Annotated in this window: 24 protein-coding genes and 1 pseudogene; 11 read left to right on the forward strand and 14 right to left on the reverse strand. The window is 72.0% G+C overall.

What is annotated here, in order from left to right; genetic code table 11:
• The first annotated feature begins 21 nt into the window (after positions 1-21).
• The 5 genes from ACFC1X_RS15420 (at position 22) to ACFC1X_RS15440 (ending at position 5,989) form a co-directional block, all read left to right on the forward strand.
• Positions 22-270, forward strand: coding sequence for a hypothetical protein (locus ACFC1X_RS15420; RefSeq protein WP_376353384.1), 249 nt, complete (start codon positions 22-24; stop codon positions 268-270).
• Positions 270-2,564: a heavy metal translocating P-type ATPase gene (locus ACFC1X_RS15425; protein ID WP_376353387.1), complete on the forward strand. Its 2,295-nt coding sequence runs from the start codon at positions 270-272 to the stop codon at positions 2,562-2,564. The genes ACFC1X_RS15420 and ACFC1X_RS15425 overlap by 1 nt, the downstream gene beginning before the upstream one ends.
• Positions 2,561-3,076, forward strand: a complete 516-nt coding sequence (locus ACFC1X_RS15430) for a copper chaperone PCu(A)C (protein WP_376353390.1) — start codon at positions 2,561-2,563, stop codon at positions 3,074-3,076. The genes ACFC1X_RS15425 and ACFC1X_RS15430 overlap by 4 nt, the downstream gene beginning before the upstream one ends.
• Before the next feature lie 256 nt (positions 3,077-3,332).
• Positions 3,333-4,715: an N-acetylmuramoyl-L-alanine amidase gene (locus ACFC1X_RS15435; RefSeq protein ID WP_376353393.1), complete on the forward strand. Its 1,383-nt coding sequence runs from the start codon at positions 3,333-3,335 to the stop codon at positions 4,713-4,715.
• Entirely contained in the window at positions 4,709-5,989 is a 1,281-nt protein-coding gene (locus ACFC1X_RS15440; protein WP_376353396.1) for a hypothetical protein, read from the forward strand. The genes ACFC1X_RS15435 and ACFC1X_RS15440 overlap by 7 nt, the downstream gene beginning before the upstream one ends.
• Here ACFC1X_RS15440 and ACFC1X_RS15445 read toward each other — a convergent pair.
• From ACFC1X_RS15445 to ACFC1X_RS15465, 5 genes are all read right to left on the reverse strand, one after another.
• Positions 5,926-6,984, reverse strand: coding sequence for an ArsR/SmtB family transcription factor (locus ACFC1X_RS15445; protein WP_376353398.1), 1,059 nt, complete (start codon positions 6,982-6,984; stop codon positions 5,926-5,928). The genes ACFC1X_RS15440 and ACFC1X_RS15445 overlap by 64 nt on opposite strands.
• A gap of 31 nt (positions 6,985-7,015) precedes the next feature.
• On the reverse strand, positions 7,016-7,528 hold the full coding sequence (locus ACFC1X_RS15450; protein ID WP_376353400.1) for a hypothetical protein: 513 nt from the start codon (positions 7,526-7,528) through the stop codon (positions 7,016-7,018).
• 117 nt (positions 7,529-7,645) lie between these two features.
• Positions 7,646-8,503 carry a biotin-dependent carboxyltransferase family protein gene (locus ACFC1X_RS15455; protein WP_376353403.1) on the reverse strand — a complete coding sequence of 286 codons (858 nt, stop codon included), beginning with the start codon at positions 8,501-8,503 and terminating at the stop codon, positions 7,646-7,648.
• The gene (locus tag ACFC1X_RS15460) at positions 8,500-9,162 is read right to left on the reverse strand and encodes an allophanate hydrolase subunit 1 (RefSeq protein ID WP_376353405.1); all 663 of its coding nucleotides are present in this window, start codon (positions 9,160-9,162) and stop codon (positions 8,500-8,502) included. Before ACFC1X_RS15460 ends, ACFC1X_RS15455 begins: the two co-directional genes overlap by 4 nt.
• The gene (locus tag ACFC1X_RS15465) at positions 9,159-9,911 is read right to left on the reverse strand and encodes a LamB/YcsF family protein (protein WP_376353407.1); all 753 of its coding nucleotides are present in this window, start codon (positions 9,909-9,911) and stop codon (positions 9,159-9,161) included. Before ACFC1X_RS15465 ends, ACFC1X_RS15460 begins: the two co-directional genes overlap by 4 nt.
• Positions 9,912-10,131: 220 nt before the next feature.
• Here ACFC1X_RS15465 and ACFC1X_RS15470 point away from each other — a divergent pair, with 220 nt between their 5' ends.
• The 4 genes from ACFC1X_RS15470 to ACFC1X_RS15485 are packed head-to-tail and all read left to right on the forward strand — an operon-like array spanning position 10,132 to position 13,521.
• Positions 10,132-10,851 carry a DUF969 domain-containing protein gene (locus ACFC1X_RS15470; RefSeq protein ID WP_376353410.1) on the forward strand — a complete coding sequence of 240 codons (720 nt, stop codon included), beginning with the start codon at positions 10,132-10,134 and terminating at the stop codon, positions 10,849-10,851.
• Positions 10,848-11,822, forward strand: coding sequence for a DUF979 domain-containing protein (locus tag ACFC1X_RS15475; protein ID WP_355829995.1), 975 nt, complete (start codon positions 10,848-10,850; stop codon positions 11,820-11,822). The genes ACFC1X_RS15470 and ACFC1X_RS15475 overlap by 4 nt, the downstream gene beginning before the upstream one ends.
• A 35-nt stretch (positions 11,823-11,857) precedes the next feature.
• Entirely contained in the window at positions 11,858-12,508 is a 651-nt protein-coding gene (gene pcp / locus ACFC1X_RS15480; protein WP_376353413.1) for a pyroglutamyl-peptidase I, read from the forward strand.
• Positions 12,508-13,521, forward strand: coding sequence for a DUF2891 domain-containing protein (locus ACFC1X_RS15485; protein ID WP_376353416.1), 1,014 nt, complete (start codon positions 12,508-12,510; stop codon positions 13,519-13,521). Before pcp ends, ACFC1X_RS15485 begins: the two co-directional genes overlap by 1 nt.
• Before the next feature lie 7 nt (positions 13,522-13,528).
• On the opposite strand, the gene ACFC1X_RS15490 is transcribed toward ACFC1X_RS15485, so the two are convergent.
• The 5 genes from ACFC1X_RS15490 to ACFC1X_RS15510 all read right to left on the reverse strand — a co-directional run bounded on the left by ACFC1X_RS15490 (position 13,529) and on the right by ACFC1X_RS15510 (position 19,764).
• Positions 13,529-14,314 carry an alpha/beta fold hydrolase gene (locus ACFC1X_RS15490; protein WP_376353418.1) on the reverse strand — a complete coding sequence of 262 codons (786 nt, stop codon included), beginning with the start codon at positions 14,312-14,314 and terminating at the stop codon, positions 13,529-13,531.
• A 108-nt stretch (positions 14,315-14,422) separates the two neighbouring features.
• Positions 14,423-14,593, reverse strand: a complete 171-nt coding sequence (gene rpmF / locus ACFC1X_RS15495; RefSeq protein WP_125491536.1) for a 50S ribosomal protein L32 — start codon at positions 14,591-14,593, stop codon at positions 14,423-14,425.
• Positions 14,594-14,687: 94 nt separating this feature from the next.
• Positions 14,688-15,860, reverse strand: coding sequence for a MalY/PatB family protein (locus ACFC1X_RS15500; protein ID WP_376353422.1), 1,173 nt, complete (start codon positions 15,858-15,860; stop codon positions 14,688-14,690).
• 2 nt (positions 15,861-15,862) lie between these two features.
• Positions 15,863-17,500, reverse strand: a complete 1,638-nt coding sequence (malX, locus tag ACFC1X_RS15505; RefSeq protein WP_376353425.1) for a maltose/glucose-specific PTS transporter subunit IIBC — start codon at positions 17,498-17,500, stop codon at positions 15,863-15,865.
• Between the two features lie 362 nt (positions 17,501-17,862).
• Positions 17,863-19,764, reverse strand: a complete 1,902-nt coding sequence (locus ACFC1X_RS15510; RefSeq protein ID WP_376353428.1) for an NAD(P)-binding protein — start codon at positions 19,762-19,764, stop codon at positions 17,863-17,865.
• 196 nt (positions 19,765-19,960) lie between these two features.
• On the opposite strand from ACFC1X_RS15510, the gene ACFC1X_RS15515 reads away from it, so the two are divergent.
• Positions 19,961-21,019: a phosphotransferase family protein gene (locus ACFC1X_RS15515; RefSeq protein ID WP_376353431.1), complete on the forward strand. Its 1,059-nt coding sequence runs from the start codon at positions 19,961-19,963 to the stop codon at positions 21,017-21,019.
• 94 nt (positions 21,020-21,113) lie between these two features.
• Here ACFC1X_RS15515 and ACFC1X_RS15520 read toward each other — a convergent pair whose 3' ends face one another.
• Complete coding sequence (locus ACFC1X_RS15520; protein WP_376353433.1) at positions 21,114-21,743, reverse strand: class I SAM-dependent methyltransferase; 630 nt, start codon at positions 21,741-21,743, stop codon at positions 21,114-21,116.
• Between the two features lie 36 nt (positions 21,744-21,779).
• Here ACFC1X_RS15520 and ACFC1X_RS15525 point away from each other — a divergent pair.
• A pseudogene (locus ACFC1X_RS15525) lies at positions 21,780-22,692 on the forward strand (IS5 family transposase).
• Between the two features lie 63 nt (positions 22,693-22,755).
• Here ACFC1X_RS15525 and ACFC1X_RS15530 read toward each other — a convergent pair.
• The 3 genes from ACFC1X_RS15530 to ACFC1X_RS15540 form a co-directional block, all read right to left on the reverse strand.
• Positions 22,756-23,592 (reverse strand): alpha/beta fold hydrolase, encoded by an 837-nt coding sequence (locus tag ACFC1X_RS15530; protein ID WP_376353435.1) that lies wholly within the window; start codon positions 23,590-23,592, stop codon positions 22,756-22,758.
• Between the two features lie 102 nt (positions 23,593-23,694).
• Entirely contained in the window at positions 23,695-23,985 is a 291-nt protein-coding gene (locus ACFC1X_RS15535; RefSeq protein ID WP_376353437.1) for a hypothetical protein, read from the reverse strand.
• Positions 23,986-24,090: 105 nt separating this feature from the next.
• Entirely contained in the window at positions 24,091-25,134 is a 1,044-nt protein-coding gene (locus tag ACFC1X_RS15540) for a LacI family DNA-binding transcriptional regulator (RefSeq protein ID WP_376353440.1), read from the reverse strand.
• Positions 25,135-25,255 lie beyond the last annotated feature (121 nt).

Raw genomic sequence — 25,255 nt, forward strand, 5'->3', positions numbered from 1 at the left:
CGTGATCGGGAGATGGGACACATGGCGCAGAGCCGGCACCCCGCATCCAGTCCACCGACCGCCTCGTGGCGCAGTTACCTGCCCCCGCCCGCGCTGTGCGGGTTCCTGGTGCTGCTGGTGCTGGTGTTCGCGGTGTCCTACGGAGTGGGCAGGAGCGTCGGCCCGGTCGCACCCGGCATGCACGGTCCCGGAACGACGGGCAGCGACAGCGGGGACGGCGACAAGGGGGGCACGGACGACATGGACATGGGCGGGGGACACGGACACTGATGGCCACCGAACCGGTCTCCGTCGAGGTCGTGACCGACATCGCCGTCGGCGGTATGACGTGCGCGGCCTGCGTGCGACGGGTGGAGAGGAAGCTGGCCGGTCTCGAAGGGGTCACGGCCACCGTGAACCTGGCCACCGGACGGGCCCGCGTACACCATCCACCGGACGTGCTGCCGGAGCAGCTGGTCGGGGCGGTCGAGCGCGCCGGTTACACGGCCGCGCTGCCCGAGCCACCCCAGGAACACCGCCGTGGCAGAAACGACGAGACTGAGTACGGGGCGGACGACGACGCCGGGACCGAGCGCACCCGACTGGTGGTCACGGCCCTGCTCGCGGCGCCGGTCCTGCTCCTGTCCATGGTGCCCGCCCTCCAGTTCCGGAACTGGCAGTGGCTGTGCTTCGTGCTCACCGCGCCCGTCGCCGTCTGGGGTGCCCTGCCCTTCCACCTGAGGGCCGCCCGCGGGCTGAGGCACTCCGCGGCCACCATGGACACGCTGGTCTCGCTGGGAGTCGCGGCCTCCTTCGCCTGGTCCTCCTACGCGCTCTTCCTCGGCGGCGCCGGCGACCCCGGGATGCGGATGCCCTTCACCCTCGTCCCGGGCGCCTCCGACGGCGTGGCCCACATCTACCTCGAAGCGGCGGTCGGCGTACCCCTGTTCGTGCTGGCCGGCCGATATCTGGAGGCAAGGGCACGGCGCGGCACGGGTGCGGCCCTGCGTTCGCTGGCGCGGCTGGCCGCGAAGGAGGTGGCCGTCCGGGACGGGTCGGGCGAACGCCTCCTGCCGATCGAGGACCTCCGGGTGGGCCAGGTCTTCGTCGTACGGCCCGGGGAACGCGTGGCCACCGACGGCACGGTCACCGAGGGCAGTTCGGCCCTCGACCTCTCGCTGGTCACCGGCGAGAGCGAACCGGCCGAAGTCGGCCCCGGCGATGAGGTGACCGGCGGAGCCGTCAACGTCGGAGGGCTCTTCCTGGTGCGGGCGACCGCGGTGGGCGCCGACACCCAACTGGCCCGCATCACCCGCCTGGTGACCGAGGCCCAGGCCGGGAAGGCGCATGCGCAGCGCCTCGCCGACAAGGTCGCGGGTGTCTTCGTACCGGTCGTCCTGGCGCTGGCCGCGACGGCCCTCGGCTTCTGGCTGGGGGCCGGAGCCGACGCGCAGGCGGCGGTCACCGCGAGCGTGGCCGTGCTCGTGGTCGCGTGTCCCTGCGCCCTCGGACTGGCCACCCCCACCGCGCTGATGGCGGCGACGGGCCGCGGAGCACAGCTCGGTGTCCTGGTCGGCGGGCCGCGGGCGTTGGAGGGCCTGCAGCACATCGACACCGTGGTGCTCGACAAGACCGGCACCCTCACCACCGGGCACATGAGCGTCGCCCGGGTCACGGCCGTGCCGGGAGGACTCGGCGAGGCGGCGCTGGTGCGGCTGGCGGGCGCGGTCGAGCAAGGCTCCGAGCATCCACTGGGACGCGCCGTCACCGCCCACGCCCGGCGGCACGCGGCCGGTGAGACACTGCCGGAGGTGACCGGCTTCCGCGCGCTGCCGGGCCGCGGAGTGCGCGGCGAGGTGGACGGCGCACTGGTCGAAGTACTCGCTCCCGACGACGCGTTGCCCGTGCCGCTGGACGAGGCGCTGGCGGCCTCCGGGACGGCCGCCCGCACACCCGTGGTCGTCCGCGTCGACGGTGTCACCGAGGCGCTGATCGAGGTCGGGGACGTGCTGAGGGCGGGGAGTTACCAGGCCGTGGACCGGCTGCGACGCCTCGGCGTACGGCCGGTCCTGGCCACCGGGGACGGGGAGGCCCCGGCCTGGGCCGTCGCCGCCGACCTCCGCATCGAGGAGGTGCACGCCCGCCGGACCCCCGAGGACAAGGCCCGCCTCGTCCGCGAACTGCGGGAGCGGGGCTGCCGGGTCGCCGTCGTCGGTGACGGCGTCAACGATGCCGCCGCGCTGGCCGGCGCCGATCTGGGCATTGCCATGGGCACCGGCACCGACGTGGCGATCGGCGCCGCCGACGTCACCCTGGTGCGCGGCGACATCGGCGCCCTGGCGGACGCGGTCCGCCTCGCCCGCGGCACCCTGCGCACGATCCGCGTCAATCTCCTGTGGGCGTTCGGCTACAACGCCGTGACCGTGCCCCTGGCCATGGTCGGCCTGCTCAACCCGATGCTCGCGGCGGCCGCGATGTCGGTCAGCTCCGTGCTCGTGGTCGCCAACAGCCTGCGCCTGCGCGCCTGGCAGCCCGCACCGGCGGCGCGCCGGCCCGCGTCGTCCCGCCCCCGGAGGACACCGTGACGACACCGCACGCCTGGACACGCACCCGCCGTCGGCTCACCGACACCGCCTCGGCCGCCCTCGCCCCGCTCTGCGCCGCCGTGCTGGCGCTCGGCGCCCTCTCGGTCTGGACCGTGTACGGCCAGGCAGGCAGCCCACCCCGCATCGAGGTCACCGACGCCCGGCTCTACCTGCCCTCGCCGGGAATCCCCGAGACCGCCGCGTTCTTCAGGATCGGCAACGGCGGGGGCGCGCGGGACCGCCTGGTCGAGGTGACCTCCCCCGAGGTCACCGGGGACATCACCCTCAGCAGGCACCGCATGACGCCCGCCGGAGCCGCGTACCGCCAGGTCACGGACGCGCTGCCGGTCCCCGCGGGCACCGCCCTCGACATGTCGCCGCACACCAGCGACGTGACCGTCCCGGCGAAGGAGGGCTGGCGGGACGGAGACCTGGTGCCGTTCACCCTGCGCTTCGAACACAGCGGCCGGATCGAGGCCGTCGCGGTGGTCGTCCGTCCCGGCGCGGAATGACGGGGGAGCGCGGGCAGGACTGGCGAGCGGTCTTTCGCTCACGCTGCAATGACTTGCTCACGACAAGTCGAACGATCCATCATGCGACGGCCGGTGCGCGCGAACTCCCGTCCCTCGTGGGCCCGTTCGCGAGACCGGCCGGCCGCGCACCCCCGGTGCCCGCGCGGCCACCGCCGGGCCGCCCCCAGGAGACTCCCGGCCGCACGCGAACCGCCCCCACACCTCGTGGGCACCGGAGAGAGCGGAGCACCCCCACATGTCCTCCTCACTCCCCGTCGGACGCGCGAGAACCGCCCTGTGCGCCGCGGTCGTCGCGGCGGCCCTGACCCTCACCGGCCAGCCGTCCCCGGCCGCCGCCGCACCCGCGCCGAACGCACCCGGCACCTCCGTCAACCAGGCGTTCGAACGGGCGGCCGCCGCCTACGACGTCCCCCGGGACCTGCTGGTCGCCGTCGGCTACGGCGAGACCCGCCTGGACGGCCACGACGGCCTGCCCAGCCAGGACAACGGCTACGGCATGATGCACCTGGTCAGCAACCCGGAACGGCACACCCTGGAACAGGCCGCGCGCCTCACCGGCGAGAGCGTCGCCGACCTGAAACGCGACACGGACGCCAACATCCACGGCGGCGCCGCCGTGCTGCGCGCCCTGGCCGACGAGGCCGGTCTCGACGCCGCGGACCGGGACCGCCTCGGCGCCTGGTACCCGGTCGCCGCCCGCTACGGAGCCTCCGGAAGCGACGCCGCCGCGCGCCTGTACGCCGACGCCGTCTACGACTCCCTCGGCGACGGCGTCCGGACCCACGTGGACGGCGGCGAGCAGGTCACCGTCGCCCCGCGCGAGGTCCGGCCCCAGCGCGGAAAGTACGCCGGGACCGACACCGACACCGGCGCCGGGGCGAGCGCGTCCGCCGACTACCCGCCGGCCCTCTGGAACCCGGCGTACTCCGGCAACTACAACGCGGGCCGCAACTCGGCGATCACCACGGTGGTCGTCCATGTCACGCAGGGCTCCTACGCGGGCTCCATCAGCTGGTTCCAGAACCCGTCGGCGAAGGTCAGCGCGCACTACGTGGTGCGGTCCTCCGACGGCCAGATCACCCAGAGCGTCCGCGAGGGCGACACCGCCTGGCACGCGCGCTCGGCCAACCCCTACTCCGTGGGCGTGGAACACGAGGGGTACGTCAGCGACCCCGCCTGGTTCACGGACGCCATGTACCGCTCGTCGGCTGCACTGACCCGTCACCTCACCGACAAGTACGGCATCCCCCGGGACCGCGCGCACATCGTCGGCCACAGCGAGGTGCCCGGCAACGACCACACCGACCCCGGCCCGCACTGGGACTGGGCCTACTACATGAGCCTGGTCCGCGGCGACGACGGCGGCACGGGCACCCCGTTCCCGACCTGGGGCACGGACGTGAGCGTCCGTCAGCAGCCGTCGACCGACTCCGCCCGGGTGGCGAGTCTGCCCGGACCGACCTCCGTCCGCGTGGCCTGCCAGGTCCACGGCGGCCTCGTCGAGTACGACGGCTACAGCAACGATGCCTGGTCGTACCTGCCGGACTACGGCGGCTACGTGTCCAACATCTTCATCGACGTCGACGACGCCTGGCTCCCAGGAGTGCCCACATGCTGACCCCTCCCACCCCGCGCCCGCGCCGCGGACCGCGTCCCACGCGTGTCCTGACCGGCACCGTGTGCCTGCTCGCCCTCGCCGGCACGGCACTGGCCGCGGCCCCGGCCCCGGCCGCCGACGGCGCCTCCCCGCCCGCCTCGGAGTCCTGGCGCCCCGACCTGTCCCCGGCCGGCGGCGACGACGTCAACGTCCGGTACGGCGAGGGCGCCCTGCGGGTGCGGGACGGTTCGGTCAGCCCCGCCTCCCTGGACCGGGACCGCGGCTACGCCTCCGCCGTCCTGGAGACCCACCACGTGGAACGGCCGGTGGACCGGGTCGGCGTGGACCTCGACGCGACCGTGCCCGAGGCGGCGGACGTCGAGGTCGACGTGCGCGGACGGGCGGCCGACGGCACCTGGACCGAGTGGCGGCGGGCGGCGGCCGGCAGCCCGGCGCGACTGCCGCGCGACGTCGTCGACGTCCAGGCCCGGCTCACCCTGTGGAACGCCGAGGGCGAGGCCACGGCCGCCGTGCGGGCCCTAACCCTGACGGCGGACGACACGGGCAGCGTCTCCGCCGGGTCCACGCCGACGGCCGCCGCCTTCTCCGCCCGCGTCTACGCCACCCGCGAGGGCCTGGTCGGCCACACCACGGCCAACGGCCACGTCATCAAGGAGAACGACCACTTCGTGGCGCTCCCCTCCCGAAGGGCCCTGTCGCCCAAGGGCAGCGGACAATACTCGGTGCAGGTGTGCGGTCCCGTCCGCTGCGAGACGGCGCCCGTGTGGGACGTCGGCCCGTGGAACACGCACGACGACCACTGGAACCCCTCCACGCAGCGCGAGCAGTGGAAGGACCTGCCGCGCGGCCTGCCCGAGGCACAGGCGGCGTACGAGGACGGCTACAACGGCGGCCGCGACGAGTTCGGCCGGCAGGTCGCCAACCCGGCCGGCATCGACCTGGCCGACGGCACCTTCTACAACGTGGGCCTCAACGACAACGGCTGGGTGACCGTCACCTACCTGTGGACCGACGCCGGCGGCGACACCACGTCGTTCCCGACCTGGGGCACCGACGTGAGCATCCGTCAGCAGGCGACGACCGGCTCCACCCGGGTGGCGAGCCTGCCCGGACCGACGACCGTCCGGGTCCGCTGCCAGGTGCACGGCGAGCTGGTGAACTACGACGGCTACAGCAACGACGCCTGGTCCTACCTGCCCGACTACGGCGGCTACGTCTCCAACATCTTCATCGACGTCGCCGACTCCTGGCTCCCCGGCGTGCCCACCTGCTGAACGGCCCCGTCCAGCAGCGCCGACCCCAGCGCGGTACGCCGGTGCAGTACCCGGTTGCCCTCGCGGCGGGTCGCCACCAGCCCCGCCTCACGCAGTACGGCGGCGTGGCGGCTCGCCGTGGACGGTGCCAGGCACAGCGCCGCGGCGAGGGACGTCGTGGTCATCGGTGTCTCCAGCGACTCCAGCATCCGGGCCCGCGACGGCCCGGTCAGCTGGGCGACGGACGGTCTCGCCGCACCGGCGCGCAGGCGCGGCAGCCAGCCCGGCGGCGGGCGCAGCGGGTGCACCAGCACCGGCGGCAGCGACTCGTCCACCAGGGCCAGCGGGGTCCGTACGCAGAAGAAGGCGGGCACCAGCGTCAGCGGGCGCCCGCCCAGCCTGAGCGACCGGGGTTCGGGGTAGGGGGCGGCGAGCCGGGTGCCGTCCTGCCGCCAGCCCGGCAGCTCCGTGTAGCTCGCGAGCAGGGCCTCGGCGCCACCGCTCAGCGCCGCCTCGGCACGCCGGGCGCGGTCCTCCCCGGCCCGGGCACGGATCACGGGCAGGTACGGTGCCACGGCCACGGCGTGGTAGCGGCGCAGCGTGCCGCCCAGCCAGCGCAGCGCGGTCGCGTCCCCGGAGGCCACCCACCGCACACTGCGCGGCACCGGGCCGCGCAGGTCCGCGCAGAGCCGGGTGAGTTCGGCGACGAGTCTGCTCCGGGGCGTCGAACGCACCCGGTCCACGCCCTCCGCCAGGTCCAGGTCACCGCGACCGGGCGTCAGGAAGTCCGGGAAGTACCCGGTGGGCGGGCACAGCCGCATCAACGCCCGTACGTCGTCGGCGAGTCCACCACGGTGCAGGGCGCCGCGCACCTCGCGGCGCCAGGGATCGTAGGCCAGGGGCTCCTGGTTGTTCTGCAGCAGGTGGAGGCTCAGCACCGTCTCCCACAACGGGTCGGCACCCCGGGCCACGCCCATCCGGGCCAACGCGCCCTCGTCGAAGTCCACGTGAAGCACTGCGCCTCCCCCTGCCGACCGCGGTCACGGCTCAGCAGCCGCCACAGTTGTAGTAGGTGACGTCCCAGTGGTTGCCCTCGTCGGCGTAGACGTTGCCCGAACCGGACCGCCACTGCGGAGCGCCGTCGCCGCGCACGCCGATGTAGGTGAAGGTGTTCTTGATGTAGTTGCCGACACAGGTGTACTTGCTGAAGTCGAGCTTGTAGCCGTTCCAGTGCGAGTAGGTGCCGGAGGCGTGCCCGGTCTCGGTACCGCCGGTGATGTTCAGCGCGCACCCGCTGGCCCGCTTGAGGGTCTGCGCGCCCTGCGCGGTGGCTCGGTTGAGCTGGTCGAACGACGTACACGTGCCGTTGTTCCGGTTGGAGCAGTTGCCGGAGGACGACCAGGTGATGCCGACGTCGCGGAACATCGACGTGGCGGTGGCGTGACTGATCTTCGTGGCCGCGAAGGCGTCGCCGGCGCCGGCGACGACGACCGCGCCCGGTGCGGCCACCAGGGCGAGCGCCGTGACGACCGCGCGGACACGCGTGGTTGGAGACCTCATGATGGAACCTCCATGCAGAACGTCATGCTTCCTGTGGGGTGGTTGAGCATGCGGTGCAGCACGATGGTGCCCGAGGTCTACGCGCGTACGCCATAGGGCGTCGGCGGCGGGAAGCCGTCAGCCGAGCGTGAAACGCACCGGGGTTCCGGCCGCGGCCTGCGCCGCCGCCGCGAGAGCGCGTTCCGCGACGACCGCGACTACCGGGTAACCCCCTGTCGTCGGATGGTCGTGCAGGAAGATCACGGGGCGCCCGTCCGGGGGGACCTGAACGGCGCCCAGAACCATGCCCTCGCTGGGCAGTTCGCCGGTCGCGGCGCGTTCCAGCGGCGGCCCCTCCGTGCGCAGGCCGATGCGGTTGCTGTGCGGCGAGACGCGGTAGGCGGCCGACACGAGGGTGCGCAGGGCGGCCGGGGAGAACCAGTCGGCGCGGGGGCCCAGACGTACCGGCAGCACCAGGACGGCGGGCGGACCGGGCCAGGCGGCGGTCACGGGAGACGGCACCGTTCGTGCGGGCGTGCCCACCGGGAGGACGTCGCCGTCCCGCAGGGGGAGTGGCCCCAGCCCCGACAGGAGGTCGGTCGAGCGGCTGCCGAGGACGGCGTCGGCGGCGATGCCCCCGGCGACGGCCACGTACGACCTGACCCCCGTGGTGGCCGCCCCCACGTCCAGGACCGCGCCCGCCGGCACCCGCACCGGAGCGCCCCAGGCGGCGGGTCGCCCGTCGACGGTCACGGGGCAGGGCGCACCGCCGACGACCACGGTGACGCCGCGGTCGGGCCGCAGGGCGCACCCGGTCAGCGTGGTCTCCAGGACGGCGGCGTCCGGATCGTTGCCCAGCAGCCGGTTGGCGAGGCGCATCGCGGGCGCGTCCAGTGCTCCGGAGCGTGGCACGCCGAGGTGGGCGTGGCCGGGCCGGCCCGCGTCCTGCACGGTGGTGAGCGCCCCGGCGCGCACGGTGGTGAACTTGGCCGTCATGCGGCTGCCTCCGTCGAGGCGCCGTCCGCTGTGACAAATCGCACCCGGGTCCCCGGCGTGAGGAGCGCCGCCCGCTCACGCGCCGGATCCCACAGCGGCCGCGGGTCCGGCATGGTGCCGATCAGCTGCCAGCCGCCCGGCGTGGAGCGCGGGTACACCGCGCTGTAGGGGCCGGCCAACGCGACCGCGCCGGCCGGTACGCGGGTCCTCGGTGTGGCCCTGCGGGGGACATGGAGGCGAGGGGGCAGGCCGGTGAGATAGCCGAAGCCGGGTGCGAACCCGCAGAACGCGACAAGGTAGGTCTGGGAGGAGTGGCGGGCGGCGACCTCGTCGGGAGCGACCCCCCACAGGGCCGCCACGTCGGCCAGGTCCGGACCGTCGTAGCGCACGGGAACCTCCACCACGTCCCCTTCGTCGTCGGGGACCGGCGGTACCTCCCACCCGGTGACCTCGCGGGCCAGCGCCTCCGGGTCCGGCACCCCGTCGAGCAGCACGGTCCGCGCCCCCGGCACCACCTCCGTCACCGGCGGCAGGGTCCCGGCGGCGCGCCGGCGCAGCACTTCGGCGTGGAAGGCCGCGGTGTGTTCGGCGTCGGGCAGTTCGACGAGGAGCGCGCGGCGCCCGGCGGGGCGGGCCGAGCGGGCCCGGGCGCCCGTCATGCGAACGCCCCGATGCCGACCCCGGCCGCTTCCAGTGCCTCGCGCACCCGCGCCGCGATCCGGGCCGCGCCTGAGGTGTCGCCGTGCACGCACAGCGAACGGGCGGCGACCGCGACGGTCGTGCCGTCCACCGCCTCGACCTCGCCCCGCACCGCGAACCCCAGCGCGCGGCCGACCACCGCGTCCGCGTCGGTCACCACGGAGTCCGCCTCGCCGCGGGGGACGAGGGTGCCCCGCCCGGTGTAGGCGCGGTCCGCGAAGGCCTCCGGGACACCGGAGAGCCCTGCCTCCCCGGCGGCGTCGAGCAGCCGCGAGTCCGGCAGACCCAGCACGGGCAGCGCGCCGCCCGCCAGCCGAACCCCCGCCACGACGGCACGGGCCTGCTCGGCGTCGTGGACGGTGCGGTTGTAGAGCGCGCCGTGCGGCTTCACGTACGCCACCTCGGACCCGGCGGCCTCGGCGAACACCCTGAGCGTGCCGATCTGGTAGGCCACCTCGGCCGCCAGCTCGCCCGCCGGTACGTCCATGGCGCGCCGTCCGAAGCCTGCCAGGTCGCGGTAGGACACCTGCGCCCCGATCCGGACCCCGCGCTCGGCGGCGAGGGCGCAGACGCGCCGCATCACGGAGGGGTCGCCCGCGTGGAAGCCGCAGGCGACGTTGGCGCTGGTGACGACGGAGAGCAGGGCGTCGTCGTCGGTGAGGGTCCAGCGGCCGAAGCCCTCGCCGAGGTCTGCGTTGAGGTCGATCACACGCCGAAAGTAGACGATCGTTGAACGATCCGACAAGACGCCGATGGCGCCGTCCGGGCGGACGGAAAGAATCCACCTCTTGTTAGATCGTTGAACGATCGCTAGTGTCCGTGCATCTGCCACGTATCTGGAGCTATGGTCCGGGGACCGCTGAAGCCACGGCCCCGAAAGCTCCGGATCCGTGCTGCCCCGCCCCCTCATGCCTGAAGAAGGCCACCGAATGATCGTTCTCCTCGGTGTGGTCGTGGTGATCCTCGGATTCGTCACGCGCCGCAACCCCGTCCTCGTGGTGGGCGTCGCCGGTATCGTCACCGGGCTGCTCGGCAAAATGGACCCTCTGGAGGTCCTCGCGGCCTTCGGCCGGTCCTTCGCCGACAGCCGCTCGGTCACCGTCTACGCCATCGTGCTTCCGGTGATCGGCCTGCTGGAGCGCTACGGCCTGCGCGAACAGGCCCGTAACCTCATCGGACGCCTGGGCAGGCTCAGCGCCGGCCGGTTCCTCACCGTCTACCTGCTGGTCCGGCAGGTCACCGCGGCGTTCGGGCTCAACAGCATCGGCGGCCCCGCCCAGACCGTGCGGCCCCTGGTCGCGCCCATGGCCGAGGCCGCCGCCGAACGCTCCACGGGGGCCAAACTGCCCGAGCGGTGGCGCGAGAAGGTGCGCTCCTACTCGGCGTCGGCCGACACCGTGGGTGTCTTCTTCGGCGAGGACTGCTTCATCGCGATCGGCTCGATCCTCCTGATCACCGGCTTCGTGAACTCGACGTACCACCAGGACATCGAACCGACCCAGCTGGCCCTGTGGGCGATCCCGCTCGCCGTCTGCGCCTTCGTCATCCACGGTGCCCGGCTGCTGCTGATGGACCGGCAGTTGGAGCGCGAGATGGCGGTCGCCGCCGCCGAACACGACCTGCCGCTTCCCGAGGGGGCCGACAAGTGATCAAGGTCGAATGGCTCTACTGGCTGATAGGTCTCGTCTTCGTCGTCATGGCCGTGCAGATGGCCGCCGACCGCAGCAACCCCAAGCGGTGGACGTCCGCCGCGTTCTGGGGACTGCTCGGCCTCACCTTTCCCTACGGCACCGGCGTCGCCAACGCCACCGCGAAGAACGGCGACTGGACCCTGCCCGCCGAACCGCTCGGCGTCGCGGTCCTCGCCCTGATCGTGCTCGCCGGCTTCAACTTCCTCGGCAAGGGCGTCCCGGTCACCACCACCGGTGAGCAGCGCGAGGCCTCCGCCGCCCGGCTCGGCAACAAGATCTTCGTCCCGGCGCTGACCATCCCGCTCGTCGCCATCGTCTGCGCCTCCGTGCTGGACGAGTCCGGCCTGTTCGAGACCGGCAAGGCCACCCTCCTGGGACTCGGCCTCGGCTGCGTCGTCGCGCTCGTCGTCGGCATGCTGGTCACCGGCGAGAAGAAGCTGTCCGTCCCGGTCCACTCCGGCCGCTCCATGCTGGAGGCGATGGGCTCCGCCCTGCTGCTGCCCCAGCTGCTGGCCGTGCTGGGCTCGATCTTCGCCGTCGCCGGGGTCGGCGATCAGGTCGGCGACATCATGAACAAGGTCCTTCCGGAGGACTCCAAGTACCTCGCCGTCATCGCCTACTGCGTGGGCATGTTCCTGTTCACCGTCATCATGGGCAACGCGTTCGCCGCGTTCCCCGTCATGACGGCGGCGATCGGCTGGCCCGTACTGATCCAGCAGATGCACGGCAACGAGCCGGCCGTCCTCGCCATCGGCATGCTGGCCGGGTTCGCCGGCACCCTGTGCACCCCGATGGCCGCGAACTTCAACATCGTCCCGGCCACACTGCTCGAACTGAAAGACCAGTACGGCCCGATCAAGGCACAGCTGCCGACGGGCATCGCCCTGCTCGGCTGCTGCACCGTCATCATGGCGCTCTTCGCCTTCTGATCCCGGCCATCCGACCCGTACGGCAAGGAACGCCCATGACCCGCGTCCTCATCACCGGCTTCGCCCCCTTCGGCGGCGCACGCGTGAACCCGTCCTGGCAGGCGGCGTCCCTGGTGGCCGCCGAACCGCCCGCCGGGCTCACCGTCACCGCCGCCGAACTGCCCTGCGTCTTCGGCGAGTCCCTCGACGCCCTGCGCGACGCCGTCCGGGCGGCAGGCCCCGACCTGGTGCTCTGCCTGGGCCAGGCGGGCGGCCGCCCCGGCGTCACCGTCGAACGCGTCGGCATCAACGTCGACGACGCCCGCATCCCCGACAACGCCGGCGCACAGCCCATCGACGAACCGGTGGTCCCGGACGGCCCCGCCGCCTACTTCTCCACCCTTCCCGTCAAGGCGTGCGTCGCCGCGATGCGCGAGGAGGGCGTCCCGGCCGCCGTCTCCAACACGGCCGGCACCTTCGTCTGCAACCACGTGGCCTACGGCCTCGGCCACCTCATAGCCACCGAGTTCCCGCACGTAAGGGGCGGATTCGCGCACGTGCCCTGGGCGCCGGAACAGGTCGCCGACGGCACCGCCCCCTCCCTGCCGCCCGCCACCGTCGCCCACGGTCTGCGCGCCCTGCTGGCCACCGCCGCCCGCACCCCGGCCGAGCACGACCTGAAAGTCACCGAAGGAGCCACCCACTGATGCCGCTCGGCGCCCACGCGGCCCCGTTCGCCAGGATCGCCCTGGCCAACATCACCCGCGAGTACCCCAACTTCCCGGCCCACCTGATCACTTCCGCGCGGGAGAACCCCGCGCCCAGCTCCCTGCACCCCGCCTTCTACGGCGCCTACGACTGGCACTCGTCGGTACACATGCACTGGCTGCTCGTCCGACTGCTCCGCCGCCACGGCGGCACCCCCGAACTGCCGGACACCGCACCGGCCCTCGACGCCCTGGACCGCCACCTCACTCCGGACAACCTGGCCGTCGAGGCGACCTATCTCCGCGACCACCCCTCCTTCGAGCGGCCCTACGGCTGGGCGTGGCTGCTCGCCCTGGCCGCCGAGTGCCGCGCCCACGGCGGAGCGGCGGGCACCCGCTGGGCCGAGGCACTGGCCCCCGCCGTCACCGCGGTCGACGAGCTGCTGGCCGGCTGGCTGCCCAAGGCCACCTATCCCGTACGCCACGGCAACCACCCCAACAGCGCGTTCGCCCTGAGCCTCGCGCTCGACTCGGGGGAACTGTCCGCCGAGACCGACCGGGCCGTCCGGGAACGTCTGCTCACCTGGTTCGCCGACGACCACGACGCGCCCGCGCAATGGGAACCGTCCGGGCAGGACTTCCTGTCCCCGGCGCTGACCGAGGCCGACGCGATGCGCAGGGTGCTCCCGCCGGACCGGTTCGCGGCATGGCTGGACCGCCTCCTGCCCGCGCTCGCCTCCGGTGCGCCCTGCCCGCCGCTGGAGGTGCCGGTGGTCTCCGACCACGCCGACCCGCAGATCGGCCACCTGCTCGGACTGACGCTCAGCCGCGCGGCCGCGCTGCGCGCCCTCGCGGACGCCCTGCCCGACGGCCCGGTCCGCGCCCGCCTGGACGCGGCGGCGGAGGCACACCTCGCGGCGGGCATGCCGGCGGTGGAGCGCGGCGACTTCACCACCGACCACTGGCTGGCCACGTTCGCCGCCCTGGCCCTCGATCCGGTCGCCCGGTTCTGACGGCGGGTCACCCGCTCCGGCGGCGGATCGGCATCATCGTCTCGACCGCCGCCTCCTGCCCGAGGTGGTCCAGGACCAGCCCGTTGACCAGGGCCGGTTTCTCCAGCGGCACCAGGTGGGAGGCGCCGGGCAGCACGGCCAGCCGCGCGTCGGGCAGCGCGCGGTACAGGGCGGTCGTGTGCTCCAGCGTCATCAGGTCGTCGTCGCCGGCCACGACCAGGGTGGGCGCGGTGACCCGGCCCAGCTCACGTGTGGTGAGGGTCGGCTGGGTGCGCCACATGTCGATCACCTTCAGCGCCACCACCGGCCAGTGGTCCGCACCGTCCGGCGACACGGCCTCGTACATCTCGCGGAAGAACGCCATGTCCGGGCTGTCGGGCGTCATCGCGTCGAGCATGCCCGGCTCGACGAAGCACTCTCCGGCGGGCCGGAAGTTGGCCCCGATCAGCACGACCCGGCGCACCAGGTCCGGCCGGGCGAGGGCGACGAGCAGCTCGACGACGGCCCCGTCGCTCCAGCCGACCAGGTGCGCGGGCGCATCCACCACCGTCTCCAGGAACGCCACCGTGTCGTCGGCCATGTCCTGGTACGTCAGCGGCCCGTCGACGTCGGGGGTGTGCCCGTGCGCGCGCCGCTCGGGCAGCAGGGCACGGTACGCGGCGGCGAGATCGGCGCGCTGCGCTCCCCAGGTGTCATTGGTGCAGAAGCCGCCGTGCAGCAGGACCAGCGGATCGCCGGTCCCCTCGCTCTCGTACCAGGTCCTGACACCAGGAAGGTCCGCGTAGTCACCCATCGTCCAGGCCCTCTCCGGCAGGCTGCCAGTCCCGGCCAGTGTCCGCCGGGACATGGGCTGCTGCAACGCGGGGGCGTGGCGGCGGGGGGAAGCCCCCGTGGTCCTCTCTCAGTCCTCCGGCCGCAGCAGCCCCCGACGGTAGGCGGGCACCAGGTGCTGCGGGACCCGGTGGGTCACCCCGTCCACCGTCACGGGCACGAGGGCGGGCGTGCTCGCCTTCCACTGGGCGCGGCGGTGGCGGGTGTTGCTGCGGGACATCTTGCGCTTGGGAACGGCCATGGGAAGGGTCCTCTCGGGAGACGGCCGACGGATTTCCGCGCGCCCGACGCGCGACGGAGGAGGGCCGGTCCCAGACGCTACATGAAAACCATGTTCATTGGGAATCGGGTGCGATCCGCCGCACCGCCCGCACCAGCGCCTCGACGCCCGCCTCCGCCTTGGACCGGGGGCACCCGACGTTGAGCCGCACCAGCCCCGGGGAGCCGTAGGCGGCCCCCGGCATGACGGCCACCTTCTCCACCTCCACCAACTCGCGCTGGAGCGCGTCGTCGTCGATCCCGAGGGGGCGCAGATCGATCCAGGCCAGGTACCCGGCCTGCGGAGGTTCCCAGCCCAGCCCCGGGAACGCCGCGCGCAGCCGGTCCGCGACCATCACGAGATTGCCCGCGAGATACCCGCGCAGGGCGTCCAGCCAGGGTGCCCCGCTGCGGTACGCGGCGATGTGCCCGACCAGCGACAACACCGCGGGGGAGGAGAGGCCGTCGGCGTCCTTGAGCTGCCGCAGATACGCCTCGCGGGAGGGCGCGTCGCCGATGATCCCGTAACTCCCGGTCAGTGCAGGGATGTTGAACGACTTCGACGCCGAACTGAGTACGGCCCAGCGGCCCTCGCCGCCATGTCGAACCCACGGGCGGTGCACGTGCGGGGCGTACGCCAGGTCGCAGTGGATCTCGTCGCTGATGACCGCGACGCCGTACCGCGCGCACAGCCGGGCCATCCGGTCCAGCTCCGCCTCGGACCACACCCGGCCCGTGGGATTGTGCGGCGAGCACAGGAGCAGCACGGCCGTGTCGGGGAGCGCCAGGAGCCGTTCGAACTCCGCCCAGTCGTCCAGGGGGCACTCCCGCAGCCGTCGCCCGTTGGCCGCCACCGTCTTGGGAAAAGCGTCATACATCGGGGTGTGCGCGACCACGCCGTCACCGGGCCGCGACCACAGGCGCAGCAACTGCGAGACCTGGTAGACGACGGAGGGGGCGTACACGACGGACCCCGGGTCCACCTCCGTGGCGTGCCGCGTGGCGTACCAGTGCGTGATCGCGGAGAGGAAGTCGCTCTGGCGCCAGCGCGAGTAACCGAGCACTCCGTGGTCCAGGCGGTCGCGGAGCGCGGCCAGGATCTCCGGGGCCGTCTCGAAGTCCATGTCGGAGATCGTGAAGGGCAGCAGGTCCGGCACACCGAACCGGTCCTGGACGTAGTCCCACTGGGTGCACCAGGTGCCGCGCCGGTCCACCGGCGTGTCGAAGTCGTAGGGCGGTGACGAGGCCATGGTCAGCCCACCGGGATCATCGTGGCGATGGCGTCCTTCACCGACTGCACCTGCGGGCCGATGATGACCTGCACGCTGTGGGCGTCGAGCTTGATGACCCCCACGGCACCCAGCTTCTTCAGCCGGGCCTCGTCGACCCGTTCGGCGTCCTCGACCGTCATGCGCAGGCGGGTGATGCAGTTGTCCAGGGACCGGATGTTGTCGGCGCCGCCGATCGCGTCGAGGATGGCGACGGCGTCGTACTTGCCCGCGACCAGCTCACGCGGGGGCGCGGCCTTGTCGGCGGAGCCGGCGGGCGCCGCACCGTCCTCCTCGTCCCGCTGCTCCGCGCCCTCTTCGGCGCCCTCCTCCGGGTCGTCCTCGCGGCCGGGGGTCTTGAGGTCGAAGCGCCTGATGGCCCAGCGGAAGAGGAAGTAGTACACGGCGAACCACACCGCCGCGATGACCGGCACCAGGTACCACTTGGTCGTCGAGCCCTGGAGCACACCGAAGACCAGCCAGTCGATGACGTTGCCGTCGGTGTTCCCGATGTAGACGCCGAGCACGGCCGCCGTGAGGAACCCGAGACCGACGAGGACCGCGTGGATGGCGTACAGCCACGGGGCGACGAAGAGGAACAGGAACTCCAGCGGCTCGGTGATGCCGCCCACGACGCAGGCCACGACGCCGGACACGAGCAGGGCCTTGATCTCCGGGCGCATCCGGCGCTTCGCGCAGTGGTACATGGCCAGCGCGGCGCCCGGCAGACCGCCCAGGTAGGCCGCCATCTTGCCCTGGGAGAGGAAGTGCGTCGCGTCCGTGACGGCGGAGCCCGGCGCGGCCGAGCAGTCCAGCTGGGCGTAGAACATGTTCAGTGCGCCCGAGACATGGTCGCCGCACACGGTTCCGGCACCGCCGACGTCGGTGAAGCGGAACATGGCCACGAGGATGTGGTGCAGCCCGATCGGCCGCAGCAGGACCTCTCCCATGCCGAAGAAGAAGGGCCCGAAGACCCCCGTGTGCCCGATGCCCCGGCCCACCGCGGTGATCCAGCCGTTGAACGTCGGCCAGACCAGCGGGATGAGGAGACCGAGCACGCTCAGGACCAGGGCGGAGACGATCGGGACGAAGCGCAGCCCGCCGAAGAAGGCGAGCGCGTCAGGCATCCGCTGGGTGCGGAAGCGGCGGTGGAGCAGGCTGACAACGATGCCAACGGCCACGGCGCCGAGCAGTCCCGTGTCGATGGACTGCACGCCCAGCACGTCGGCTATGCCGTAGTGCTCGATCGCCTTCTCGTCCTCGAAGTCGACGCCCTTCGCGGTGAGATAGAAGTTCACCGCGAGGTTCATGGCGGCGAAGCCGACGAAACCGGAGAAGGCCGCCACCCCTTTGTCCTCACGCGCGAGACCGAGCGGAATCGCCATCGCGAAGAGCACCGGGAGGAACGTGAAGGCGACCAGACCGGTGTTGGCCATCCAGGTGAAGACGAGGTGCCAGCCCTCGCCCTGCAGAAAGGCAACGTTGTCAGTGACCGCCTCGCTGGACAGGGAGGAGCCGATGCCGAGCATGATGCCGCAGAACGCGAGCAGGGCCACCGGGAGCATGAACGTCTTGCCGAGCCCCTGGAGGAATTCCCAGAGTGCGGCCTTGGTCTTCTGCATGTGTACGGAACTTTCGAGCCTGAGGGGGACGGACCCGTCCGTCCGCCGCACGGATCACATCACAGCAGGTTGGCGACTGTCCATGGAGCCGTGGAGCCGCGTCGGCCCGGCGTCCGGCTCGTCCGGGTACGCGGTCCCGTACCGCCGCACGGCACGGGACTCACCCAGGGCCTGTCGTTTGGATCATGCCGGCGTCGCGGGGCGTGGCACGCACATCTGCGGCGTTGTCGTCGGTTGCCAGGGCTCCGCCCTGTCGCCCTCCTCCGCCTTGCAGCTGCACGCACCACGCCCCGCTCGGGTAGGTCGATGGGCGCGGTCTCTTGCAGCCGGCCTGATCCAAACGACAGGCCCTAGCCGTCGGCTCAGAGAAGGTGCGCCACAGCGCGGATGGCCGCGTCGAACGCGGCGTGTGTGTAGCCGAACGCCTCGGCGTCGGAGTTCGCGATGGCGATCCGTCCGACCGGGCGGCGGGCCCGGGCGTAGGGCCGCTGTGACTCGGGCTGGTACAAGGACGGGTCGTCGAGAGAGTTGTACTCGTAGGCGTACCCGTGCGCCCAGCGGTTGACCGTGATGGCCGTGATGTCGCGTGCCGGGTCGAAGCCGTAGTCACCCAGAGAGCGGGTCATCGAGTCACGGATCTCACGCTCGAAGTCCTCGAACGGCATCCTGATCAGCGTACGGCGACCCGCCTTGTGCTGCTCGCGGCAGGTCAGGCCGGGTGAGCCGGGCGTCGCCGACAGGGAGACCACGGTGGGCAGTTCGGGGCGATGCGGCATCGTGAAGTCACCGATCTCGGTGACCGTGGGCAGGCCGAAGCCGGAGAAGAACATCGAGGGCGTGCTGACCCGGGACACGCGGGCGCGGGCGAAGGCGCGCCAGTCGCGGAGCGCGACCCTCGCGTAGACCAGCGGCACCTTCGTGCCGTAGCGCATCGCCGTGACCTGCTCCTCCGGCAGTTCGGGCACGACGTACGAGGAGACGGAGTTCCAGCAGGCCATGACCACACCCTTGGCCCGGACCCGATAACTTCGACCGCCCTTGGAGTAGTCGACCACCGCGCCGTGCCTGCCGTCGTTGCGGACCTGGAAGGCCGTGCTCGCCAGCCGGATACGGACATGGTTGTCCCGGCTGTCGAGGCGGCCGTAGTCCGCTTTCGCGGTGACGATCTCCCGCCAGTCCGGCCGGCGCTCGTCGAAGGCATCGGGGACGAGCTTGCTGACCAGCAGCCGGGCCAGCGAGGCGTTGCCCTCGGGGAAGTAGAAGTTGCCGTCCTCCTCGGTCTCGGCGAGGTGCATCAGCGGCGTCAGACCGGCGCCCGGCCACGGGGTGTGCTCGAGTCCCAGGCCGCCGAAACCCGGCTGTCCGGTCGCCCACGCGTCGGCCGCGGCGACGTGGTCGACGTTCACGCCCCACAGGCCGTTGGTGCCCCGCTTGACGATCTCCAGCGCGTCGTCGTCCAGGCCGAGTTTCTCGCGCAGATAGACCTCGTACGGAGTGCGGGCGAGGATCTCCTTCTTCTGAGCGTCCGTCAGCCCGGGGTAGAAGTCCTCGGTCGTCGTGTACAGGCGAACCAGTGCGGCCCGGCTCGCGTCGCTCATCGGCAGCCTGGTCGCGTACGACGCCCAGGACTCGCCGGACTCGCGGAAGACCAGGCGGTCCTTGCCCCAGCGCTCGGAGTTGAACAGGGTGCCGCTGCGCAGGGAGTAGCGCGCGTACGCGTCGCCCTTGACCGTGGGTTCCAGCGCTTTCAGATCGACGCCGAGATCCTTCGTGAGCAGGTCCCGGGCCCCACGCGACCAGGTGCTGGGGGTGTCGATGTTGACGGTGCCGCCGTTGGAGAGCAGTTGCGTGCGGCCGACGTGGAACTCGTTGCGACGGGCGTGCCCGCCGAAGTCGTCGAGGGCGTCGAGAACGAGGACGCGGGCCCTCGGACCGGCGTGCTTGCGGTAGAGGTGTGCGGCGGCCAGTCCGCTGAGGCCGCCGCCGACCACCACCAGGTCGTAGTGCTCACGGGTGTCGGATATCCGGCCGGGTGCGAACGCACCGTCACGTACGGCGTGCGCCACATCGTACGAACCCGGCTGCTGGCCTCGCAGGCCGGTCGCGGTAGGCGGGTACGGGGCGCCCGGCCTACCGTGCCCGTGCCCGTGCGATGCGTTGGGCGCGGCCTGCGCCGCGCTGGGGAGTGCCATCGCCGCGGCCGCACCGACAGCGGTGACCGCTACCCCGTCGAGGAAGTCACGACGCGTGACCTTCCGGTTCATTCCAAGCTCGTGATCACTGAATCTGGGCATGCAGAACCCCAACCGTGGATCTTCGGATTTCGGACCGGAACTGCCTGCACGGCATGCTATCCAGTCGTAGGCTCATTTCTTAAGAACGAAATCCGTTGTATACGGGCAAAGTTACTGCGAAATCAGCAGGCATGGGGGCGCGGTGAGGACGGCTACGCTCGTCGGCATGCTGAACCGTGTTCCGTTCAATGAGGCGCTGCTCTCCAGCGTGGGAACTCCCGAGCAGACCAAGCTCCTGGACAGCAGTCCGCGGTCACGGGTGTGGCGGGTGCGGCTGGCCGACCGGCGGCTGGTGATCGTCAAGCAGATCACCGACGGTGGGGACACGGGAGCCGACGCGAACACGCGCTTCGCGCGGGAGGTCGCGGGGCTGCGCCTGGCGGGTCGGGCCTCCGGACCCGCCGTGGCCCCCGCGGTGCTCGCCACGGACCTGCCCTCGCGGGTGATGGTCCTCGAGCACCTGGACGACCTCGGCGAGACGGACGACTGGATGCCGGGGTACGCCGAGGCGCTCGCCCGGCTGCACGCCCTGACCGGGCCCGCCGATGCGGGCGCGCTACCGGCCTGGTCGGGGCCCACGGCCACCGACGCGGAGTCCTTCCTCGCTCTGGCCAGGGCGCTCGACGTGCCCGTACCGTCCGCGGTTCCCCATGAACTCGATGCTCTCCTGGAGCGGTTGGACCCTTCCCCGCACCATGCGCTGCTGCATGGTGACCCGTGCCCCGGCAATGATCTGCGGACCGCCGACGGTGTCCGCTTCGTTGACTTCGAGCGCGCCTCGCTCGGCAACGGCCTGATCGAGCTGGCCTACTTTCGCATCGGCTTCCCCACTTGCTGGTGTGCCATGTCGGTCACTGCGGCTCCCCTCACGGAGGTCGAGGACGTCTACCGGACCACTTGGCGCCACCTCACCGGGAGGGACTTGCCGGGTGACCTCGCCGACGCGTGCGCGGGCTGGCTGATCCAGGGTGACGCGCTCGTCGAGCGGGCTCACCGCGGGACGGCCGACCAGCTCGCCCGGGTGCCCGCCGAGGACTTCGAGTGGGGCTATGTCTCCGCCCGTGAGCGGCTCGTCCACCGCCTGGGCGTGGTCGCCGACATGACCCGCGACCACGATCACCTGCACGCCGTCGGCCGTCTCAGTTCGGCCTTGGCCGGCCGGCTGCTCGAACGCTGGCCGCAGCTGCGTCCGCTGCCCGCACATGATGCCCGCCCTTGGTACTAGGGCCTGTCTGACAATTCCCGTCGGATCAGCGTGCGTCCGTCGAGCTGGCAGCCCGGATACGCGCCGACATCTGGCGGGTATTGCCGGGCAGGACCTACGAGCGGCGGGCCAGCAGGTGGGCGTCGAGGAAACCCCGTTCAGAGGCCGGATCGTGGAGCAGCCGGGCGAAGGGATCGAGCCCGGCATCGGCCAGCAGTTCGGCGAGGCTATCTGCTGGCCAACTGTAGGCGGGCGCCACTTTGTGGTTGAAGCGGACCGGTTCTTGTCCCACGGTCCCGAAGAAGGAGACCAGGAGCAGGCCATCCGGCGCCAAGACGCGTACCTGTTCGGAGAGCAGCTCCGGCAGCTCCCCCGGAGGGGTGTGGATCATCGAGTAGTGGGACAGTACGCCGCCGAGCGCGCCGTCCTCGATCGGCAGAGATTCCATCCGCGCCTCTTGGAAGCGCAGCGCCGGATGGGCCCGCTGGGCGTGGTCGACCATGCCGGGGGCAAGGTCGAGTCCGAAGGCGTCCAGGCCCAGTTCGTGCAGCATGGCTGTCAGATGTCCGGGCCCGCACCCGACGTCCGCTGCCCGCGGGTTGCCTGTCGCGCGCACCAGTTCGGCGAAGGTGCCGATCATGGCCCGGGAGAAAGGCTGTGTCTCCAGCCGGTTTGCGAACAGCGATGCGTACAGCTCGACGACACCGTCGTAGGCCGTCCTGGTCTCGTCCTGATGATTCACCACGGGCAGGACTCTATAGCCGGTCTGATAATTGATCTTGTGTCAGGTCGAGGTGAGTTGGCGGATGCGGCATGGGGGCGAATAGAGCCTCTGTTGCCGCAGGTGGACGGACGCGGCCGTCCGTGGCGTGATCACCGGCAGGTGGTCAACGGGGTGCTGTGGCGGCTGCGGACCGGGGCTCCCTGGCGCGACGTACCCGAGCGGTATGGGCCGTGGCAGACCGTCTACGAGCGGTTCGCCCGCTGGGAGGCCGATGGCACATGGGCGAAGCTGCTGGAGCACGTCCAGGTCCGTGACGATGCGGCGGGCCGGGTGGAGTGGACCGTCGCCGTCGACTCCACGGTCAACCGGGCCCATCAGCATGCCGCGGGCGCCCGTAAAAGGGGGACGTGGACGGGGACGAACTGGAAGATCCGGGCCGCTCGCAGGCGTGCCAGGCACTCGGTCGGTCTCGGGGCGGGTGGACCACCAAGGTCCATCTCGCTGTCGACGGCCGGGGGCTGCCGCTGTCGATTGTGCGCACACCCGGAAACGTCAACGACGCCACAGCGTTCGCCGATGTCCTCGATGGGGTACGCACTCCTCGGGCCGGCACGGGCCGTCCGCGCAAGACACCGGACCGTGTGCTGGGTGACAAGGCGTATTCCAGCAGGGCCATCCGTCATCTGCTGAGGCGTCGGGGCATCGCTGCCACGATCCCCGAGCGCCGCGACCAGGTGGCCAACCGCCGGCGCCGGGGGTGCCGCGGTGGTCGGCCACCCGCCTTCGACACGGAGAATCTATCGCGACCGCAACGTGGTCGAACGATGCTTCGCTCGCCTCAAACAGTTCCGTGCGATCGCAACCAGGTTCGACAAGCTCGCGAATCGCTACCGCGCGGGAGTCGTCCTGGCCTCCCTGATCCTCTGGCTCCGTGAAGCGGCCAGGTGATCATTTGTCAGACAGGCCCTAGGGGCTTGGTATTGGGTCGTGTTCCAGTTGACCTCCCGCACAGCCACCGGCTCCCATCGATCAGTCAGGCGCGGGCGGTGTCCGACCGCAGGAAGGCGAGGACGAGGGAGGCCACCTCGTCGGGGAACTGGTCGTGCGGGTAGTGCCCGGCGCCCTCGATCATCTCCAGTCGGCCGAGGCCGGACGGCAGGGCGTCGACGATCGCCGCGCCCTCGGCCTGCGGGTCGGCCCAGTCGGGGTCGAGCGTGCCCATCACCACCAGGACGGGGCAACGCACGTGGGCCAACTGCGCGCCGGCGTCGCCCGGCGCGCTGCGCCCCATGCCCTGGAGTGCCTTCATCCGGCCCGACTCGCGCAGCAACGCGTCGATACGGCCCAGCCGTTCGGCCCAGTCGGCAGGCTTCACTCCCGGGTAGGCGACGTCGAGGTACGAGCGCCACAGCGGCAGGCTGCCGAGCACACCGGCACCGGCCAGCCGCAGCATGCCCCGCCGGACGCGCCGCACGCGCAGGTCGCCGAGGCGGATCGACTGCTTGCGGGTGAACGGCGCCAGCTCGACGACCGAGGTGATCAGCGCGGGCTCCCGGGCGGCCGCGATCGTGGCGGCGCCGCCGGAGATCGAGTGGCCGACGAGCACGGCCGGGCCGCCCAGGTGCCGTACCAGGGCGAGCAGGTCGGCGGCGATGTCGGTGCGGCTCCAGGCCGGCCAGTCGACGCTGGACTCGCCGCAGCCGCGCAGATCGACCGCGGCGACCCGGAACCCGGCCGCCACCAGGGGCGGGACCACGGCACGGTACGCGGCGCGGCTGTCGCCCATGCCGTGCGCCAGGACGACCAGCGGCCCGGATCCCGACACCTCGTACGCGATCGTGCCGCCGTCGACGGCCAGGTACTCGGTCATGACACTCCCCGTGGTGATCAACGTGGCTAACAGCGTTAGCTTCAAGCTATTGCTGTTAGCCACGCCTGTCAACGGGCGCGGTGGGGGTGAAGGCCCGCGTTGTTATCCGCCGCTCTCCGCGGCGTGCCGACCACGTTTCGCACCCTCGGGGCGGGGTGCCGGGGTCAGGGCCGGGGCCAAGGGCCGTGCCGCGCGCTCCACGGCCAGTTCCAGCTCCCGGCGCGGTACACCCGTCTCTTCGGAGAGGGCGGTGATGCCCCGGACCAGTGAGGCGGTGGCGTCGGACCAGACGGCCAGGGCGATCGTGGCGTTGTCTCCGGAGTTGTTGCGGTAGCGATTCTCTGCCGCCTCGACGGCCAGCTTGAGTTCGATGAGGCGTCTCGGGATGTCCATGGTCGCAGAGCCTAGGAGGACAAGTCGTGGCGCTCAGTGTCTCGTCGAGCGTCCTTGCGCAGCGGTGAGGGCAAGGATTTCTGCCCTCCCGACCATGCGGACGGCTCAGGCGCGGACCGCGTGACATCCGCCCAGCGTGGACTCCCTGGCCTCCAGCCAGTGCGGCGCCACATGAACCTCGAACGGCAGCGGTGCCTGGGACCGTATCCGCGCCGCCAGGCACTTGACGGCGAGTGCGGCGATGGCCGCCTTGTCGGGGACGACGGAGGTGAGGGAGGGTGTGCTGTACCGCGCCTCCTCGGAGCCGTCGATGCCGGCCACCGCCACGTCGCCGGGGATGGACAGCCCGGCCTCGTGCAACGCGCGTTGCGCGCCGACCGCCAGCAGGTCACTGAAACAGAAGACAGCGTCGGGCCGTTCGGCGGCGGGCAGGGAGGCGAGGGCGCGCATCGCCAGCAGCCCGTTGCGGCGGTCGAACTCCTCCACCCGGGGCGCCAGCCGGGGGTCGAAGGGCAGCCCGGCGGCGTGCAGGGCCTGCTGGTACCCCTCCAGGCGCTGCCGGCTGGTCGCCGAGCCCTGGTGGTCCACCCCGATCGCGGCGATCCGGCCCCGCCCCAGCCCGATCAGGTGGGCGGTGATGTCACGGGCCGCGGCGACGTTGTCGATGAGGACGTGGTCGGCGACCACCCGGTCCCGTCCATAGGTGCGCTCACCGAGCAGGACCAGCGGGAACTCATCGGTGACGGTGGCGAGTTCGTCGGGGGTGACCCGCAGCGGGGAGAGGATCACGCCGTCGAGCAGCGACGCACCCACCCCGTTGGCCAGACGCAGCTCCTCCGCCGTGTCCCCCAGCGACTCCTCCGTCAGGACGGTCAGGCCCAGCAGGGTGGCCTCCCTGCGCACGTGGTGGGCGAGTTCGGCGAAGTACGGAGTGGCCAGCTCGGGGACGACGAGGGCGATCAGACCGCTGCGCCCCGTACGGAGCCTGCGGGCCGAGGGATTGGGCCGGTAACCGAGTTCGTCCACCGCCCGCAGCACCCGAGAACGGGTCGAGTCCGACACCCGCGGGACGCCGCGTACAACGTTGGACACCGTCTTGATCGATACCCCTGCGCGCTCCGCCACGTCCTTGAGTGTCGCCGCGGCCACTGTCCGTCCCCCTCACCCAAGTTTTCGCAGATTATGCCCCCGTCGGCCCCACTTGTCAGGACGCGGGAAACGCCGTCGAGTCTTTTCCGGACAGAGGGTTGACCTTGCGGACGCACGCCGG

This window comes from Streptomyces sp. NPDC056128, from assembly GCF_042263835.1.
Lineage (GTDB): Bacteria > Actinomycetota > Actinomycetes > Streptomycetales > Streptomycetaceae > Streptomyces.